The sequence below is a fragment of the Streptomyces anthophorae genome (assembly GCF_049310305.1).
Classification (GTDB): domain Bacteria; phylum Actinomycetota; class Actinomycetes; order Streptomycetales; family Streptomycetaceae; genus Streptomyces.
The window spans coordinates 2,497,624-2,515,614 of sequence record NZ_JBLWQQ010000001.1 but is presented as its reverse complement, the minus strand read 5'-3'; the positions used below and the strand labels follow the sequence as shown (position 1 = coordinate 2,515,614).

Sequence of the window (17,991 nt, the reverse complement as noted above, 5' to 3'; positions counted from 1 at the left end):
GTGTTCGATCCCGTCTACGACGTCGCTGTCGTCGTCCCCATCTTCAACGTGGAGAGATATCTCCAGGAGTGCCTGGACTCACTGGCCCGTCAGACGATGTTCGACCGCTGCCAGGTGATTCTGGTCGACAACGGCAGCAGCGATGATTCTCCCGCTGTCGCCGCTGCTTTCGCCGCGCAATACCAGAATGTCTGGGCATTCGTGCATCCGCAAGGAAAGGCCGGCGGGGCGCGGAACGCGGGAATGGATCTGGTCAGTGCCCGCTACATCACGTTCTGCGACTCGGACGACGTACTGCCCCCCGACGCCCTCGAAACCATGTGGCGCACCGCGGTCAAAGAAGGCGTGCCGCTCACCATCGGGCGCATGGAGACGTTCCCCGAGGAGACCAGCTGGCCCTGGCTTCGCTATTTCGGGTCGAGCACCCAAGTGCATCCCGGAATCGACAACATTCCGGAGATGATCCACGGCGGGAGCGCCTGCCACAAACTCTTCGATGTCGAGTTCATCCGCGCGAACAATATTCGGTTCCGAGAGGGCGTGCACTTCGAGGACGCGTTCTTCTCGGTCCCTGCCATGTTGCTCGCGGACCGGATCGCGATGGTGCCGCACACGGTCTACCAGTACCGCAAGCGCGCCGCGGAGGACTCCACGATGGACAAGCTCTGGGAGCGCACGGCGAACTACTGGGACCACCTCCTGCTGGAGGAGTACCTGCTGACGCTCCGTCCCCGGCTCTCCGGTCACCGTGTGGAAGTCCTCAACCGCTTCCTCGTGCGCAGTTACCAGGGCTTCGCGCTGCGCGCACCGGAAGTGCTGCCCGAGGCGGAGCTGTTCCAGCTATTCCAGCGCGCCCGCGCCGTCTACACACAGCTGACGCCCGATGCGATCCTCAACTCCACCCACGACACCCGCCACCGTGTGCCGTTCCTGGCGATGTACATGAACTGGTTCGAGCTGTTCGCGCGCCCGGGCCAGGAGATCACCGGGGTGTACGGGCGAGGTGGGGACCTGTATCTCGACCTCGCGGTGCCCAGCGCGCTGCTTCCCCTGACGAAGGTCTCCTCCACCAGCGTGCACGTGGAACGTGTGCAGGCGGCGCCGGAAGGGGACGGGGTCCTCGTCGCGGGTCGCTTCGTGCTCAATGGGCTGCCAATGAGCCGGCCCATGCGCAACCCCATGCAGCTGTGGCCGGAGAAGAGCGGCCAGATGGTGCCTGCGCGGCAGGTGTGGCGCAGCGACCTGAAGGCCACCCGGGACGATCTCGAATGGGGCGGATTCGAGGCGGTGCTTCCGATGCGCTCCGTGAGCGACGGGGAGTTCCCGCTGAAGCTGGTCTTCTGCACGTCCGGCCGTGACGTCTCGCGCCCCTGCATGACCACGACCGCGATGCTCCGCGGCGCACGCGGCATCCCGGTCGCGGGCCGGTGGGTGCTGCCGCTGTCGAAGGGTAAGGACAACGCCGTGCTGGTGGTCCGGGAAGCGCGGGCCAAGAAGGGCGAGAAGGACTGGGAGGAGTTCCTCCAGGGGCTGGACGCGGACCAGAAGAAGCGCAAGGCCCCGTTCTGGCGCGCCCGGGCCATCCGGCGCATGACCCTCCGGTTCTACCGCCGCAAGGAGATCTGGCTGATCGGCGAGCGCACGGACACCGCCCAGGACAACAGCCTGCACCTGTTCACGTACCTGCGAAAGCACGAAAGACGCCGCAAGGCGTACTACATCATCGACAAGGCCAGTGCCGACCGGGCCAAGCTGAAGCGGCTGGGGAACGTGGTCGCGCACGGGTCCTGGAAGCACAAACTGCTCCTGCTGCACGCGTCGTTGCTCATCAACGCCTACGACATCGACTCGTACATGCTCCCCGAGGAGTGGGACCGCACGAAGTACCTCAAGCATCTCAACTGGCGGGTGGGCGCCCGCCGGGTCTTCCTCCAGCACGGGGTCACGGACGAGGACGGCAGCAAGGCCCTGCACCGGAACCGCACCGGCGTGGACCTGGTGTTCGCGACCAGTGACAGGGAGGCCGCCTACTTCTCGGATCACATGCACTACGGGGAGCAGGCACAGGCCCTGGGCTTCCCGCGCTTCGACGCGCTTCAGCCGGACCGGGGCGGACGCCGCATCCTGCTGATGCCCACCTGGCGCAAGTACCTGACCGTCCCCTCGTATCTTCAGGGCGACGGGGCCGACCAGGAAGCCGTCAAGGAGATCTTCCAGGAGTCCACCTACCGGGACTTCATGGTGCGGCTGCTCCGCGATCCCCGACTTATGAAGGCGCTCGAGTACTACGACTTCGTACTCGATTTCCTCCCGCACTACGAGATGCGGAACATGATTGACGGCGTTGTGCCGGACCACCCGCGAGTCCAGCGCCTGGACCAGACGAAGGTCAGCGTGCAGACCGCGCTGCGCCAGTGCGACCTGTTCATCACGGACTGGTCCTCGGTCCACTTCGATATGGCCTACCTCGGCACGCCGTTGGTCTACGCGCGGTTCGACCCGGACGAGTACTGGGCCAAGCATGCGAGGAAGGGGTACTTCGAGGCGGAACACGACGGGTTCGGGCCAGTCTGCGGCACCGTCGACGAAGTGGTGAACGAAGTGATCCGCTACTTGAGCACGGGGTGCAGGCGGGAACCTGAGTACGACTACAGGGCGCGCGCCTTCTTCGCCTTCGAAGACCGCAACAACTGTGCCCGAGCCACCAAGGCGATCGCGCAGCTGGCGGCCTCGTCAAGGTGAGACGGGCGGGGGCGTGCGGAGGTCGTCAGCCGGGCCACACGGTGCGCGGTCCCGCGCACTCGGCGCCCAATGCCCCCACTCTGCGCCGCAGTTCCCGATCCGCCGTGACGACGGTGCAGGGGCGTCCCAGTTCCGCCACCAGCTCCACGATGTGGTCGTCCCCGCTCCCGGCCGCCGACTCGACCCGTACGCCGGGGACGGACTCCACGCCGCGGGCCGCGCCCTCGACGACGAGGATCACCTCGTCGTTGGAGTGTTCCGCGCGTTCGGCCAACCGGTCCCGCAGCCGCTCCGCCGCGCCGCGCCGGTCCCGCCACCATCCGTCCGGCACGGAACCGACCACGTTCGCGCCGTCCACCACCAGGAGCGTCGTCATGGTCGCTCGCCCTTCTGCCACAGGTTCGTGACCCGGCCGAGCGCCGCGACGGCGGCTGCCGTGCGCTGTTCGTCCGTACGGATCCGGTTGCTGAACTCGATGTGCAGGAACGCTACGTGTTCCTCCGCCGCCTTGCGGCCCTGCACATTCGTGCGGCCCTCCAGGGGGCAGGAGGCGGACCAGGCGCGGCACACGGGGAAGCCTCGGTCGTGCAGGGCGTCGGCGAGGAGCCGGCCCTCGGGGCGGGCGACCGTGCCGCGGCCCGTGGAGACGACGGCGTCGCGGCCCGGCGCGGAGGAGTCGGCGAAACCGTGGACCTGCACGGCGGGCAGACCGCGCTCGGCCAGCGCGGCGCAGACCGCGTCGAACACGGTGTCCGTGCGGTGCGCGACGTCCGCGGCCCTGCCCTCGCCCGCCTCGCGGTGCGCGCCCGCGATGACCATGATTCCGCCGCGCGTGCCGCGCAGGACGCCGACACCGAGGCGTTCCGTGTTCCGGTCCGCGACCGGGTGCGGCACCTGGACCGTCCAGCGGTCGTTCGCGGGCGTGGAGTCCTGCGCCAGGTAGATCCGGCCCCAGCCGCGAGGTGCGGGCCCGGCGTCGCTGCGGTCGGCGACCTCCGTGTAGCGCCGCCCCGTCGCGCTGTCGGACAGTGCGCGGACGGTGAAGTCGATGTCGGCAAGGGCGCGTCGCGCCCCGGTGCGGTCCCCGTCGAGCAGCAGCCGCACGCCCCGCGCCACCGTGTCGCGGTCGCGGCGGGACGGTTCCTGGTAGCCGGAGCCGGGCCTGAAGCGGGCCGTGTAGTCGTCGACGCGGGCCATCAGGTCGACGCCCGAGCGGCTGTCGGAGCGGGCGCGGGTGTCCGGCTCCCGCTCACCGCCACAGGCCGTCAGCAGGCCGGCGGCAGTCGTGACAACGACAAGGATTGTTGCAATTGTGACCGTCTTCAGCTGGTTGGCCGTCATAGTTGTATAAAACTATCCCGGTGATCAGACGCCCCTCCCGTGTTCCCCGCCGGCCCCGCTCGACCAGCAGGACGCGCCTCGCGATATCCGGTGCCTCCCTGGCCGCCCTCCTGGCGGGCGCCACCGCCTGCGGGCCGTTCGGCCAGGATGACGACAAGGCCGCCACCGACGGCCCCTCGTTCACCGTCGCCGCGGCCGGCGACATCCTCATCCACCCGGAACTCACCGATCAGGCCCGCAAGGACGCGAAAGCGACGGGCAAGGGGGAGAAGGGCATCGACTTCGGTCCGATGCTGGCCGCGGTCGAACCGGTCATCAGCAAGGCCGACCTGGCCGTCTGCCACTTCGAGCCGGTCGCGGGCAAGCCCGGCGGGCCCTTCGAGGGGTTCCCCGCCTTCCGGGTGCCGCCGCAGATCGCCACGACGATCAAGGACGTCGGATACGACACCTGCTCCACCGCCTCCAACCACACCCTGGACCACGGCGCCGCCGGCGTCACCGACACGCTGAACGTGCTCGACAGGGCGGGGCTCAAGCACACGGGTTCGGCCCGCAGCGCCGCCGAGGCCGCCAAGCCGCTGATCATTGACGTCAAGGGCGTCAAGGTCGCCCAGCTCTCGTACGCCTTCGGGTTCAACGGCAACGAACTGCCGAAGGGCAAGCCCTGGCTGGCGAACGAGACCGACTTCGACGCCATCGCCGCCGCGGAGAAGCGGGCCCGCGAGGCCGGTGCGGACGTGGTGATCCTCTCCATCCACTGGGGCCGCGAGTACCACTCCGACCCGAGCCGCTCCCAGCTCGCCCTCGGCCGCAGAATCGCCGAGAAGACCGGCATCAACCTGGTGATCGGCCACCACGCGCATGTCGTGCAGCCGATGGAGAAGGTGGACGGCACCTGGATCGCGTACGGGCTCGGGAACCAGGTCGCACGGCACGAGGTGCCCACGGGTCTGACCGAGGAGGGGGCCATCGGCTGGTTCGAGTTCAGTAAGCGGGGCGGTGACTGGGACGTGCGGGCCAAGTACGTGCCCACTCTCACCGAGATCCCGCCGGACCCGGACGCCTCGGGCGCGGTGCCGGACGGCGCGATCAAGGACCACCGGCTCGTCGACGTGGCCGCGGCCCTCAAGGGCGACGAGGTGACCGGGCAGGAACGCGCCCGCTATCGGCTGGCGTTCCAGCGCACCGAAGGCACGTTGCTCAATCGCGGCGCCGCCCAGGACGGCCTGGAGGCGCTGGAGCCGCTGCCCAACTGAGCGCTCCCCGTCATCTCCTCGAAGGGCCCGGTGGGGCATGTGGGGCTCGCGTGAGGTGTGAGTCACACTCCCTCTGATTCGTACAACCATTTGACTCCCGGTCGGGTCAGAAGCATCCGGATCGCCGGAATCTGCCCGTGGTCCCGCGCCTGCGCGCGCTCTGACCCGCCCGAGAGGAGCCCTCCCTTGGCCGCTTCGCGTACGAAGCGGCGGCACAAGGTCCGCCGACGATCCGACATGTCCCTTCTGGGAGGCATTCGCCCGCCCATCGCGGTGCTGTCGGTTCTGCTTCTCGTCCTCGCGGGGGTCACGGCCCTCACCCTCGGGCGTCTCGACAACGCGGGCCTGCCGAAGGCGGTGATGACGTCACAGCAGCACTTCGCGGAGGACGGCGCGATCGCGCTGCGCGCCTCCGTCGACGAGGGCGTCACCGACCTGACGCGGACGGCCGCGCTGTTCAACGCCGGAGACCCGGTGCCCGCCGACGCCGTCCTCGACAAGATCGGCAACGTCTACCAGAAATGGAACGGCAGCGCCGTCGTCGAGATCAAGTCCGGCAAACTGCTCGCCGCCCGCGGCGAGAACGTCCCGCTGACCGCGATCGACCGCGGCAAGCTCGCCGCCGAGGACGGACTCGCCCCGCGCATGGTGCGCCTGGAGAACGGCGAGAGCCGACTGCTCTCCTTCGGGCTGCTCGCCTGGAAGGGACGCCCGCAGCAACTGATCGTCACCTCGGCGAGCCTCAAGTTCCCCGGCATCAGCCTCGGCAAGTTCCGTTCCATCGCCGTCGTCGACTCCGCCGGCACCGTGCTCAGCAGCGACGGCGTCCCCGAGCCCGAGCAGGTCCGCACCGACACCCAGCGCGAAGAGGCCAAGGAGTCCGACCGCCAGCTCAAGGCGTTCGCCAAGACCGCCGCGCGCAAGGCCGAACAGAACCCCCTCCAGTCGAAGGAGCCCGGCTCCGGCGGCTTCACCGGTGTCAGCGGCAGCCTCACCGGCGACCGCTACCTGGGTGAGCGGCAGATCGCCGGATACGCAGCGCTGGCCGCGCCCGAGGCAGGCGAGACCACCGTCGCCACCTCGCTCGGCCTCAGCGTCGTCGCCATGACGAAGGTCGCCGAGAACCCGCTGACCACGAGCAGCCCCGTCTTCGGCCTGCTCGCCGCGGCCGCCCTCCTCGTCATCGGCGGCCTCACCGTCGCTTTCCTGCTCGGTACGGTGCAACGCCCGCTCATCCGGCTGTTCCTGGAGAGCCGCCGCCTCACCCGTGGTGACCTCGCCCGCCCGGTCGCCGTGCCCCGGCGCGGCGAGGCGGCGCGGATCGGCGTCGCCCTGGAGCGGCTGCGCCGACAACTCCTCGGCCGGAGCCCCGAGGAGAGTGCGCACGATGCCCCGGCGGTACGCCGCCGTCGCGGCGCCCGAGCTCTCGTGGGCGTGGCCGGGGTACTGCTGCTCGTGTGGTGCGCCCCGCTGTTGCTCCTGCTCAACCGGGCCGGCGACACCGTCGTCGTACCGCAGCAGATGGTCAACGACCAGCGCGAGCGCACCGACACCCTCAGCGACCGGGTGCGTCGCGCCCTCAACGAGGGGCAGGCGGACCTCGCTTCGGTCGCCTCTTTGATCGGCGACCGCACCCGCCCCGCGGACATGGCCGAGGTGCTGGAACGCACCATGAGCGAACACACCCGCTACCAGTCGATCTACGTCCTGGACGCCGAGGGAGACGTCCTCGCGAAGGCCGGCGGCGACGTGCACAGTCCGAAGGGCAAGGCCCCCTCGACCAAGGCCGTCCGGGTCCTCGACGACCACGGCAAGTCGCCTGTCATCCTCGGCACCGCCGAACTGCCCGGCCGCGGCGGCGCCGCGGTGGTCGGCGAGATCCGCGTCGACTTCCTCAACTCCATGCTGAAGCGGCCCGGACTCGGCGATGTCAGGGTCGTCGACGCCGAGCACCGCATCATCGGCGGCAACACCGGCTACCTCGCCTTCCACGGCCTCCCCGGCAGCCGCCTCGACGAACTGGTCGACGGCAGCAACCAGAAGGTCGGCCTGGCCCCGCGCCCCAGCGGCGTGATGTACCGCGACGGCGGCGACGTCCGGATCGCCGCGGCGGCGCCCTTCGTGGGCGGCGGAGCCGCGAAGTCCCTCGGCTGGACCGTGGTGAGCTGGCAGCCCGCGTCCGGCCTCGCCATCCCCGCGTACACGTACCAGGACCGCACCGTGCTCGCGGGCCTGCTCGGTGCCACGGCCGCCGCGGCGTGCCTGGGCTGGCTGCACATCGTCGTCGTGCGGCCGCTGCGCGAACTGGCCCGCCAGGCAGAGCGCCTGGCGGACGGCGACCGCAAGACGGTGCTCTTCCCCCGTCACCACGACGAGGTCGGAGCCGTCGCCCGCAGCCTCGAACTCGTACGCCAGCAGTTGCAGGGACAGCGGCAACAGCAGCGACGGCAGGGCGCGCCCCCGCGCACGCCTGCCGGAGCCCGTAAGAACTAGGAATCATCGTGCTCTTCCTCTACACCGTGCTCGTGGTGTGCGGAGCCGTCCTGCTGATCGCCGGTGTGATCGAACAGCGACGACACTTCGTCAACCTCGAACACATACCGACCCGCGTGCTCGTCAACGGCATCCGCGGCAAGTCGTCCATCACCCGCCTGTGCGCGGGCGCCCTGCGCGGCGGCGACCTGACCACGGTCGCCAAGACCACCGGCACCGCCGCCCGCTTCATCCACCCGGACGCCACCGAGGAGCCGGTCTACCGCAAATTCGGCATCGCCAACGTCGTCGAGCAGATCGGCATCGTGCGCCGCGCCGCCGCGTACCACCCGGACGCACTGGTCATCGAGTGCATGGCCGTCATGCCCGCCCTCCAGGAGATCAACCAGTCCAAGCTGATCCGCTCCACGATCGGCGTGCTCTGCAACGTCCGCGAGGACCACCTCGCCGAGATGGGCCCCACCCTCGACGATGTTGCCCGGTCGCTGTGCCGGTCCATGCCCGAGAACGGCATCTGCGTCACGGCCGAGGTGGACCGCTTCCACATCCTCCAGGAGGAGGCGGACGCCCGGAACTGCGAGCTGGTCTACGCGGACCCGGAGATGGTCAGCGACGAGGAGCTGCGCGGCTTCAGCTGGTTCACGTTCAAGGAGAACGTGGCCATCGCCCTCGTCGTCGCCGACCTCCTCGGCGTCGACCGGCAGACCGCGCTCCAGGGCATGTACGACGCGCCGCCGGACCCGGGCGTCCTCTCCGTCGAGCGCTACATCGCCCCCGACGACAAGAAGCTCCGCTTCGCCAACGTCTTCGCGGCCAACGACCCCGAGTCGACGCTGATGAACATCAACCAGCTGCTCGACCTGGGTGCCATCCACCGCCCCCTCAACGTCGTCATCAACTGCCGCCCCGACCGCGTCGAACGCAACGGGCAGATGGGCGAGATCATCCCCGAGCTCGACCCCGAGCACGTCTTCGTCATCGGCCACCCCGCCAAGTCCGCGATCGACGCGATACCCGCGGCCTACCGCGACCGGGCCGTCGACCTCGGCGGCGACCGCCGCGACCCCGACGAGTTCATGGGCCGGTTGCTGGGCCGCCTCGGCCGCGACTCCTCGCTCGTGGCCATCGGTAACATCCACGGCCAGGGCGAGCACCTCCTGGAGTACCTCGCAGAACTCCCGGCGGACGAGACGCCGGACGAGGCCGCCCGGGACACCGCGACCGAGATGCCGCAGCACGTCGAGACGGTCCAGCTGTACGCGCCGCGCATCGACCCGTACCAGCAGTACTCGCCCGCGTACGAGGAGCGGTACGCCGCCCCGCCCGCCGTGCCCGTGCAGCGGACCGACAGCCAGTACCACCACCCCGTACCGCGGCTCGAACCGGTCCGCCCGCGCGGCATGTTCGACCCCGTCGTACCCCCCGCCCCGCCCGCCGACGACTTCGAGCAGTGGCACAACTCAGCAGGAGAGCAGCACCGTTGATCCCCACCGTCCTCACCCCCGAGATCGCCGCGGTCGGCATCGCCATCGGGCTGCTGTTCTCCCTGATCTGCTACCTGACCACGAACCTGTCGCCCGGCGGCATGATCACGCCCGGCTGGCTCGCCCTCACGCTCGTCGAGGACCTCCAGCGCGCGGCGATGGTGCTCGGTGTCACCGTCCTGACGTACGTCGGCACCCTGCTGATGCAGAAGTTCGTGATCCTCTACGGCAAGCGGCTGTTCGCGGCCGTCGTACTGCTCGGCGTCACGCTCCAGGCGACGGTCATGATCGTCCTCTCCCTGGAATTCCCTCTGATGTACGCGAACCAGACCCTCGGCTTCATCGTGCCCGGGCTGATCGCCTACCAGCTGGTCCGCCAGCCCAAGGGCCCCACCCTCCTCGCGACTGGCTCGGTGACGCTGATGGCCTACGTCGTCCTGACCGCAGGCATCCTCCTCGGCTTCATGCCGTCCGCCTGACCCCACCTGTTCCCAGACCGGAGCCGAACTCCCATGCCTCCCAAGAAGAAGCGCCCCGTCCTGCACACCGTCACGGTCCTCGCCCTGCTCGGCGCGAGCGGCTACCTCACGGTCGAACTGAAGAAGGACACGGACGCCAAGGCCCCCACGGTGCAGGCGGTCACCGACTCCCCGCTCCTGGAGACCAGCGGTGGCGAGCGGAGCGGCAAGCAGACCTGGGAGCGCCTGAAGAACCCCGAGCGCTCCGTGCTGCGCGGCGAGGGCGGACAGGTACTCGCCACGTTCACCGACGGCGCCCGCACCGCGACTCTCAAGGGCCCCTCCCGCACCTTCAGTGAGCCCACGAACACCAAGTCCAAGGTCGTGACCGAGGACTGGGTGCGGCTCATGCCCGAGGCCTGGCGCAAGGGCGCCGAGAAACAGCAGTGGTTCAAGGACTGGTTCAAGCAGTACTACGGCAGCGAAGAGGGCGACCTTTTCTCCTACGCCTTCCAGTACGTGGAAGGAGCACCCGTCAAGAAGGACGACGAGGGACTCCAGTACGCGGGCGACGCCTTCTTCGGCCCGTTCAAGAAGGACGGTGTGGACCGCCTCGAACAGAACGATTTCTACGACTACTTGGGCATCCCCTACACCTTCCGCAACGGAACGACCATGCAGCCGCACGCGGACCGCCTGCACTCCTTGGACTGCTCCGGATTCATGCGCATGGTGTTCGGCTACCGTGCCCGCTTCCCGCTGGCGGCCACCAACAAGGTGGGCGACGGCCTGCCACGCACCGCGGACGGCATGGCCCGCTCCAAGGTGGGCGTCGACATCATCAAGATCCAGGGGCCGGCGCCCTGGTACACGCGCCCGACCAACATCGACAAGCTCCAACCCGGCGACCTGCTCTTCTTCAAGATGGACCACCGTACGGGCAACCACATGGACCACGTCGCCCTCTACCTCGGCCTGGACACCAACGGCCACCGCGTCTTCGTCTCCAGCCGCAAGGAAGTCAACGGGCCGACCATGGGCGACCAGGGCGGCACCTCACGGGTCGACGGCAACGGCTTCTACGCCGGGCTGTTCCGCAGCGCCAAGCGACTGTGACGCCCGGGCCGCGGGAGAGCCCGAGCGCCCCGCCTAAACTGGCCCCCGTGAACGGCGACTGGCTGATCCATGGGCGCGGCGGCGTCCTCTGCGCGTACGCGTACGCCCCCGAGGAAGGCGCGGTCGTCTGCCGCGTCGAGCGGCACCCCGAAGGTCCCTGGTCGCCACCCCGAACCGTCGGTGGCGAGCAGCGCGTGCACCCGGGCGGGGCCGTCGCCCGCAGTGCGCAGGGGTACGCGCACCTCGTCGCCTGGCGGCCCACCGTTCCCGGTGAGGCCGGGCTCGTGCACTCGACGCACTTTCAGCCGCACCTGTCAGCCCTCGACTGGCTCCCCATCGGTCACCCGAACAAGAAGGGCGACCGCACCGGGCCGCCCGCCGTCGCCGTCGACGCGCAGGGCCGTGCCCACGTCTTCGTACGCAACAACGGCGGCGGGGTGAGCCTGCGGATGCAGGAGGAGAAGGGCGGCTGGGGGCCCTGGCGGGACCTCAAGGGGGAGGACGTGCACGGGGAACTCGCTGCCGTGACAGGGGAGTCGGGCCTGATCACCCTGTACGGGGTCACGGCCGACGGGGGCATCCTGCGGTGGCGTCAGGAGAAGGCGGGGCAGACCCTCGTACGGGACGAGAAGCCGGAGCCCGCTGCCGCCGGGCCCGGCACCCTGTGTGCCCTCGCCACGTCCGCGGAGCACACCACCCTGTTCTTCACGGATGAGGACGGTGCCGTGTGTGCCTGGCGCGGGAGCGAGGCGCCGGTGCGGGTGCTCGACGCGGCCGGGCCCGGGGCCGTGTCCGCCGTACGGTGTCAACTGGGCGGTGTGGACTGCACGTTGCTCGCTCAGCGCACGGCCGGCGGGCGGGTCGCCTTCGCCGCGTATCCCACCGAGACGGAGTCCGCGGGGGCCTGGTGGGCGGAGTCGGAGGCGGGGCCCGAGGTGCCGCAGGACGCGCGCGTCGCGCTCGCGGAGGACGGCAATGGGCGCGTGGCGGCCGCGAGTTGGGCGCCGGGGGAGTCGGGGAGGCTGTGGCTCGCGCGGCGGAAGCGGGATGAGGCCGGGCTTGCGATGGGGGCTTGGCGAGAGGTGGGCCCGCCCCACAAACTGTGACGGCTGCCCACGAATACTTCGTGGGCAGCCGTCACAGTCACGTCAGCAGCGCACCATTACGCCGGGACCGAAGCCACCCCGGCCTCCAGGAACTTCTTCCCGATGACCCGCTCGGAGACGCCCGCCCGGTCCAGGTACGGCGTGATGCCGCCCAGGTGGAAGGGCCAGCCGGCGCCCGTGATCAGGCACAGGTCGATGTCCTGGGCCTCGGCGACGACGTTCTCGTCGAGCATCAGGCCGATCTCCTGGGCGACCGCGTCGAGGACGCGGTCGCGGACCTGCTCCTCGGACAGGACCACGTCGCCCTGCTTCAGCAGCGCCGCGACCTCCGGGTCCAGCTCCGGCTTGCCGGAGTCGTAGACGTAGAAGCCGCGCTTGCCGGCCTTCACCACGGCCGCCAGGTTCGGGGACACCGTGAAGCGGTCCGGGAAGGCGGTGTGAAGGGTCTCGGACACGTGCAGGCCGATGGCCGGGCCGACCAGTTCGAGGAGGACCAGCGGGGACATCGGGAGGCCGAGGGGCTCGACGGCCTTCTCCGCGACCGCCACCGGCGTGCCCTCGTCGATGACGTTCTGGATCTCGCCCATGAAGCGGGTCAGGATGCGGTTGACCACGAACGCCGGGGCGTCCTTGACCAGGACGGCCGTCTTCTTGAGCTTCTTCGCGACGCCGAACGCCGTGGCCAGCGCCGCGTCGTCCGTCCGCTCGCCGCGGACGATCTCCAGGAGCGGGAGGATCGCGACCGGGTTGAAGAAGTGGAAGCCGACCACGCGCTCGGGGTGCTTCAGCTTCGAGGCCATCTCCGAGATGGAGAGGGACGAGGTGTTCGTGGCGAGGATCGCGTGCGCCGGGGCGACCGCCTCGACCTCCGCGAACACCTGCTGCTTGACGCCGATCTCCTCGAAGACGGCCTCGATGATGAAGTCGGCGTCGGAGAAGCCGTCCGCCTTGTCGAGGACACCGGAGACCAGGCCCTTGAGGCGGTTCGCCTTGTCCTGGTTGATGCGGCCCTTGCCGAGCAGCTTCTCGATCTCGGCGTGGACGTAGCCGACGCCCTTGTCCACGCGCTCCTGGTCGATGTCCGTGAGGACGACCGGGACCTCGAGGCGGCGCAGGAAGAGCAGGGCGAGCTGCGATGCCATCAGGCCTGCGCCGACGACGCCGACCTTCGTGACCGGGCGGGCCAGGTTCTTGTCCGGGGCGCCCGCGGGGCGCTTGGCGCGCTTCTGGACGAGGTTGAACGCGTAGATGCCGGAGCGGAGCTCGCCACCCATGATCAGGTCCGCGAGGGCCTGGTCCTCGGCGTCGAAACCGGCCTGGAGGTCACCGGACTTGGCGTTCGCGATGATGTCGAGCGCGCGGTACGCGGCCGGGGCAGCACCGTGCACCTTGGAGTCGGCGATGAACTTGCCGCGCGCGACGGCCTGGTCCCAGGCCTCCCCGCGGTCGACGTCCGGGCGCTCGACCTTGACGTTCCCCTTGAGGACGTCCGCGGTCCAGATGAGCGACTGCTCCAGGAAGTCCGCGCCCTCGAACAGCGCGTCCGCGATGCCGAGTTCGTAGACCTGCTTGCCCTTGAGCTGCTTGTTCTGGTTGAGGCTGTTCTCGATGATCACCGAGACGGCCTTGTCCGCGCCGATCAGGTTCGGGAGCAGCGCGCAGCCGCCCCAGCCGGGAACCAGGCCGAGGAAGACCTCGGGGAGCGAGAAGGCCGGGAGGGCCTTCGAGACGGTGCGGTAGCTGCAGTGCAGGCCGACCTCGACGCCGCCGCCCATCGCCGCGCCGTTGTAGTACGCGAACGTGGGGACCGCGAGGGCGGAGAGGCGCTTGAAGACCTCGTGGCCGCCCTTGCCGATGGCGAGCGCGTCGTCGTGCTTCTTCAGCAGCTCGACGCCCTTGAGGTCGGCGCCGACCGCGAAGATGAACGGCTTGCCGGTGACACCGACGCCGACGATGTCGCCCTCGGCGGCCTCCTTCTCGACCTGGTCGATCGCCGCGTTCAGGTTGGCGAGCGAGGCCGGGCCGAAGGTGGTCGGCTTGGTGTGGTCCAGGCCGTTGTCCAGCGTGATGAGGGCGAACTTGCCCGCGCCGTACGGCAGGTCGAGGTGGCGTACGTGCGCCGACGTGACGACCTCGTCGGGGAAGAGGGCGGATGCGCCCTTCAGGAGCTCAGCGGTGGTGGTGCTCACTTGTCGCCTCCGGCGTCCTTGTGGTGCGGGTTCTCCCAGATGACCGTGGCGCCCATGCCGAAGCCGACGCACATGGTCGTGAGGCCGTAGCGGACCTCCGGCTGCTCCTCGAACTGGCGGGCCAGCTGCGTCATCAGACGGACGCCGGAGGAGGCGAGCGGGTGACCGTACGCGATGGCGCCGCCGTACTGGTTGACGCGCGCGTCGTCGTCGGCGATGCCGTAGTGGTCGAGGAAGGCCAGGACCTGGACGGCGAAGGCCTCGTTGATCTCGAAGAGGTTGATGTCCTCGATGGACAGGCCCGCCTTGGCGAGGGCCTTCTCCGTGGCCGGGATCGGGCCGTAGCCCATGACCTCCGGCTCCACGCCCGCGAAGGCGTAGGAGACGAGGCGCATCTTGACCGGGAGGTTGTTCTCGCGGGCGAAGTCCTCGGAGGCGATGATCGAGGCCGTCGCGCCGTCGTTGAGACCGGCCGCGTTGCCGGCCGTGACGCGGCCGTGCGTACGGAACGGGGTCTTGAGGCCCGCGAGGCTCTCCAGGGTGGTGCCCGGGCGCATCGGCTCGTCGGCCGTGACCAGGCCCCAGCCGGTCTCGCCGACCTCGGAGTTGGTGTTGCGCACGGAGATCGGGACGAGGTCCTGCTGGATCTTCCCGTTCGCGTACGCCTTCGCCGCCTTCTCCTGCGAGCGCACGGCGTACTCGTCGGCGCGCTGCTTGGTGATGTGCGGGTAGCGGTCGTGCAGGTTCTCGGCGGTCATGCCCATGAACAGGGCGGACTCGTCGACCAGCTTCTCCGATACGAAGCGGGGGTTGGGGTCCACGCCCTCGCCCATGGGGTGGCGGCCCATGTGCTCGACGCCGCCCGCGATGACGGCGTCGTACGCGCCGAAGGCGATGGAGCCCGCGGTGGTGGTGACGGCCGTGAGTGCGCCCGCGCACATGCGGTCGATGGAGTAGCCGGGGACCGACTGCGGCAGACCGGCGAGGATGCCCGCGGTGCGGCCGATGGTCAGGCCCTGGTCACCGATCTGCGTGGTCGCGGCGACGGCGACCTCGTCGATCTTCGCGGGGTCCAGGTTCGGGTTGCGGCGCAGCAGCTCCCGGATGGACTTCACGACCAGGTCGTCGGCGCGGGTCTCGTGGTAGATGCCCTTGGGGCCCGCCTTGCCGAACGGGGTGCGGACGCCGTCGACGAAGACGACGTCCCTGACGGTACGAGGCACGATGGCTCTCCTCCAGGTGCGGGAATGCGCTGCCGCGCGGCGCGGGCGTCCGGTACGGATCCGTTTCCGGGTACGCGGACGGCGCGCTGCGAATACCGCCATGCTACTTGCGAGTAACCAAGTCTTGAAGCCCCCTCGGCCGGAGCGGCGAAGGTCACATTTGCGGCGGGGCGGCTGACGGTGCCGGTAAATCAAGCCCCTGCGGCGATTGAGCAGCGGGGTCCGGGGCGGAGCCCCGTGGCGTGGGGACGGTTGCGCACGCCAAAACGCCCCCCGGCCGTGGGCCGAGGGGCGTACGTGGCGGAGGGTACGGGTCAGCCGCGGGACGCCAGCGCCGGGAGGAGGATCGGCGTCACCTGTTCCACCTGCCAGCGCCGCGCCCCGTGCGAGGCCAAGGCGTCCGCCACGGACTCCGCGTCGATCGACTCCGGCGGCTCCCAGCACACCCGGCGCACGGTGTCCGGCGTGATCAGGTTCTCCTGCGGCATGGAGAGCGTCTCGGCGAGTGCCGTGACGGCCGCGCGCGCCGCCGAGAGGCGGGCCGCCGCGGCGGGGTCCTTGTCGGCCCAGGCACGGGGCGGGGGCGGGCCCGTCGTGGGCTGGCCCGGCTGCGGCAGCTCGGCGTCCGGCAGGGCCCGCGCCCGGTCGACCGCCGCCTGCCACTGCTCGAGCTGGCGCCGCCCCATGCGGTGGCCGAAGCCGGGCAGGGCGGACAGCGCGTGCACATTGGGCGGCACGGCGAGCGCGGCCTCGACGATCGCCGAGTCGCCGAGCACCTTGCCCGGCGAGACGTCCCGCCGCTGCGCGACCTGGTCGCGCGCCGTCCACAGCTCGCGGACGATCGCCATCTGACGTCGGCGCCGCACCTTGTGCATGCCGGACGTGCGCCGCCACGGGTCCTTGCGCGGCGGCGCGGGCGGGGCCGAGGCGATGGCGTCGAACTCCTCGTGGGCCCACTCCAGCTTGCCCTGCCGGTCGAGCTCCTTCTCCAGCGCGTCGCGCAGGTCGACGAGGAGCTCGACGTCGAGCGCGGCGTAGCGCAGCCAGGGCTCGGGCAGCGGGCGCGTCGACCAGTCGACGGCGGAGTGGCCCTTCTCCAGTACGTAGCCGAGCACGTTCTCGACCATCGCGCCGAGGCCGACCCGCGGGAACCCGGCGAGCCGTCCGGCCAGCTCCGTGTCGAAGAGCCGCGCGGGCCGCATGCCTATGTCGCGCAGGCACGGCAGGTCCTGCGTCGCGGCGTGCAGGTCCCACTCGGCGTCGCCGATGGCGGTGCCGAGCGAGGAGAGGTCGGGGCAGGCGACCGGGTCGATGAGCGCGGTGCCCGCGCCCTCGCGGCGCAGCTGCACCAGATAGGCGCGCTGCCCGTAGCGGTAGCCGGACGCGCGCTCGGCGTCGACGGCGACGGGGCCGGTGCCCGCGGCGAAGGCCGCGACGACATCGGCGAGCGAGGCCTCGTCGGCGATCACCGGCGGGATGCCCTCGCGCGGTTCGAGGAGGGGGGTGGGCGCACCGTCGACTGAACCAACAGATCCTTCAGCAGAAGATCCGCCGTCGTCCAGAGGGGCGCCTCCGGTGGTGCGCAGTGAACTGTCTGCTGCGGTCTCTTGGGCGTCGGTCACCTGTCAAGAGTATCTGTGAACGCACGACGCCCGTCGACGGAACGTTACGTCGACGGGCGTCGTGCTGTAGTAAACCGGACGAATCCGGCCACAGGTCGATCAGTGGATGATGCCGGTGCGCAGCGCGACGGCCACCATCCCGGCCCGGTCACCCGTGCCGAGCTTGCGCGCGATACGGGCGAGGTGGCTCTTGACGGTCAGGGCGGACAGTCCCATGGAGACGCCGATGGCCTTGTTCGACTGGCCCTCGGCGACGAGCCGGAGCACCTCCACTTCGCGTCCTGAGAGTTCGCGGTAGCCGCCCGGGTGGCTCGGGGCACCCGGGGGGCGACGGTGCATACGGGCGGCCGCGGCGCCGATGGGGGCGGCGCCCGGCCGGGTGGGCAGGCCGATGTTCGTACGGGTGCCGGTGACGACATAGCCCTTGACGCCGCCCGCGAGGGCATTGCGCACGGCACCGATGTCGTCGGCGGCGGAGAGGGCCAGGCCGTTGGGCCAGCCCGCGGCTCGGGTTTCGGAGAGGAGCGTCAGGCCGGATCCATCGGGGAGGTGGACGTCGGCGACGCAGATGTCGCGGGGGTTGCCGATGCGGGGACGAGCCTCCGCGACGGACGAGGCCTCGATCACGTCACGAACACCGAGCGCCCACAGGTGGCGGGTCACGGTGGAACGGACGCGGGGGTCGGCCACGACCACCATCGCGGTCGGCTTGTTCGGGCGGTAGGCGACCAGGCTTGAGGGCTGCTCGAGGAGAACGGACACCAGGCCTCCTGGGGTGCGGGACGGGGCCGGCTCGGGGATGAAGCCGGGATGAACCGTGCTTTCAAGGTCACTGGGTCCTTCGGCACCAAACCCGTCCGCCTTTAGAGAATGATCACGATTTGGTGAGTAACAATGCGAGCAATTCGGACACAGTAGCGATCATTCGAAAGGGTGCCGAATAGTCACGAGTCGCATCCAA

The 17,991-nt window shown here is 70.0% G+C and carries 13 protein-coding genes; 7 read left to right on the top strand and 6 right to left on the bottom strand.

Annotated elements, in window-relative coordinates:
- On the top strand, nt 1-2,742 hold the full coding sequence (locus ACNYS0_RS11260) for a bifunctional glycosyltransferase/CDP-glycerol:glycerophosphate glycerophosphotransferase (RefSeq protein WP_422472884.1): 2,742 nt from the start codon (nt 1-3) through the stop codon (nt 2,740-2,742).
- A gap of 25 nt (nt 2,743-2,767) precedes the next feature.
- Here the strand turns inward: ACNYS0_RS11260 and ACNYS0_RS11255 are convergent, their stop codons facing one another.
- Together ACNYS0_RS11255 and ACNYS0_RS11250 are read right to left on the bottom strand one after the other, a co-directional pair.
- Nucleotides 2,768-3,118 (bottom strand): PIN domain-containing protein, encoded by a 351-nt coding sequence (locus ACNYS0_RS11255; protein ID WP_422472883.1) that lies wholly within the window; start codon nt 3,116-3,118, stop codon nt 2,768-2,770.
- The gene (locus ACNYS0_RS11250; protein ID WP_422472881.1) at nt 3,115-4,083 is read right to left on the bottom strand and encodes a hypothetical protein; all 969 of its coding nucleotides are present in this window, start codon (nt 4,081-4,083) and stop codon (nt 3,115-3,117) included. The genes ACNYS0_RS11255 and ACNYS0_RS11250 overlap by 4 nt, the downstream gene beginning before the upstream one ends.
- Before the next feature lie 98 nt (nt 4,084-4,181).
- On the opposite strand from ACNYS0_RS11250, the gene ACNYS0_RS11245 reads away from it, so the two are divergent.
- The 6 genes from ACNYS0_RS11245 to ACNYS0_RS11220 all read left to right on the top strand — a co-directional run bounded on the left by ACNYS0_RS11245 (nt 4,182) and on the right by ACNYS0_RS11220 (nt 11,996).
- Nucleotides 4,182-5,339, top strand: a complete 1,158-nt coding sequence (locus ACNYS0_RS11245; RefSeq protein WP_422482590.1) for a CapA family protein — start codon at nt 4,182-4,184, stop codon at nt 5,337-5,339.
- Between the two features lie 237 nt (nt 5,340-5,576).
- Nucleotides 5,577-7,832 carry a HAMP domain-containing protein gene (locus ACNYS0_RS11240; RefSeq protein ID WP_422472879.1) on the top strand — a complete coding sequence of 752 codons (2,256 nt, stop codon included), beginning with the start codon at nt 5,577-5,579 and terminating at the stop codon, nt 7,830-7,832.
- Between the two features lie 8 nt (nt 7,833-7,840).
- On the top strand, nt 7,841-9,316 hold the full coding sequence (pgsB, locus tag ACNYS0_RS11235) for a poly-gamma-glutamate synthase PgsB (RefSeq protein ID WP_422472877.1): 1,476 nt from the start codon (nt 7,841-7,843) through the stop codon (nt 9,314-9,316).
- Entirely contained in the window at nt 9,313-9,795 is a 483-nt protein-coding gene (locus ACNYS0_RS11230) for a poly-gamma-glutamate biosynthesis protein PgsC/CapC (RefSeq protein WP_422472876.1), read from the top strand. The genes pgsB and ACNYS0_RS11230 overlap by 4 nt, the downstream gene beginning before the upstream one ends.
- Before the next feature lie 33 nt (nt 9,796-9,828).
- A complete protein-coding gene (locus tag ACNYS0_RS11225; RefSeq protein ID WP_422472874.1) occupies nt 9,829-10,890 on the top strand; it encodes a C40 family peptidase in 1,062 nt (353 codons plus the stop codon).
- A gap of 47 nt (nt 10,891-10,937) precedes the next feature.
- Nucleotides 10,938-11,996: a PLL family lectin gene (locus tag ACNYS0_RS11220; protein ID WP_422472872.1), complete on the top strand. Its 1,059-nt coding sequence runs from the start codon at nt 10,938-10,940 to the stop codon at nt 11,994-11,996.
- Nucleotides 11,997-12,052: 56 nt separating this feature from the next.
- Here ACNYS0_RS11220 and ACNYS0_RS11215 read toward each other — a convergent pair whose 3' ends face one another.
- The 4 genes from ACNYS0_RS11215 to ACNYS0_RS11200 form a co-directional block, all read right to left on the bottom strand.
- Nucleotides 12,053-14,185 carry a 3-hydroxyacyl-CoA dehydrogenase NAD-binding domain-containing protein gene (locus ACNYS0_RS11215; protein WP_422472870.1) on the bottom strand — a complete coding sequence of 711 codons (2,133 nt, stop codon included), beginning with the start codon at nt 14,183-14,185 and terminating at the stop codon, nt 12,053-12,055.
- Nucleotides 14,182-15,408: a thiolase family protein gene (locus ACNYS0_RS11210; RefSeq protein ID WP_422472868.1), complete on the bottom strand. Its 1,227-nt coding sequence runs from the start codon at nt 15,406-15,408 to the stop codon at nt 14,182-14,184. Before ACNYS0_RS11210 ends, ACNYS0_RS11215 begins: the two co-directional genes overlap by 4 nt.
- A gap of 314 nt (nt 15,409-15,722) precedes the next feature.
- Nucleotides 15,723-17,030: an HRDC domain-containing protein gene (locus tag ACNYS0_RS11205; protein WP_422472866.1), complete on the bottom strand. Its 1,308-nt coding sequence runs from the start codon at nt 17,028-17,030 to the stop codon at nt 15,723-15,725.
- A 99-nt stretch (nt 17,031-17,129) separates the two neighbouring features.
- On the bottom strand, nt 17,130-17,792 hold the full coding sequence (locus ACNYS0_RS11200) for a response regulator transcription factor (protein WP_266602921.1): 663 nt from the start codon (nt 17,790-17,792) through the stop codon (nt 17,130-17,132).
- Nucleotides 17,793-17,991 lie beyond the last annotated feature (199 nt).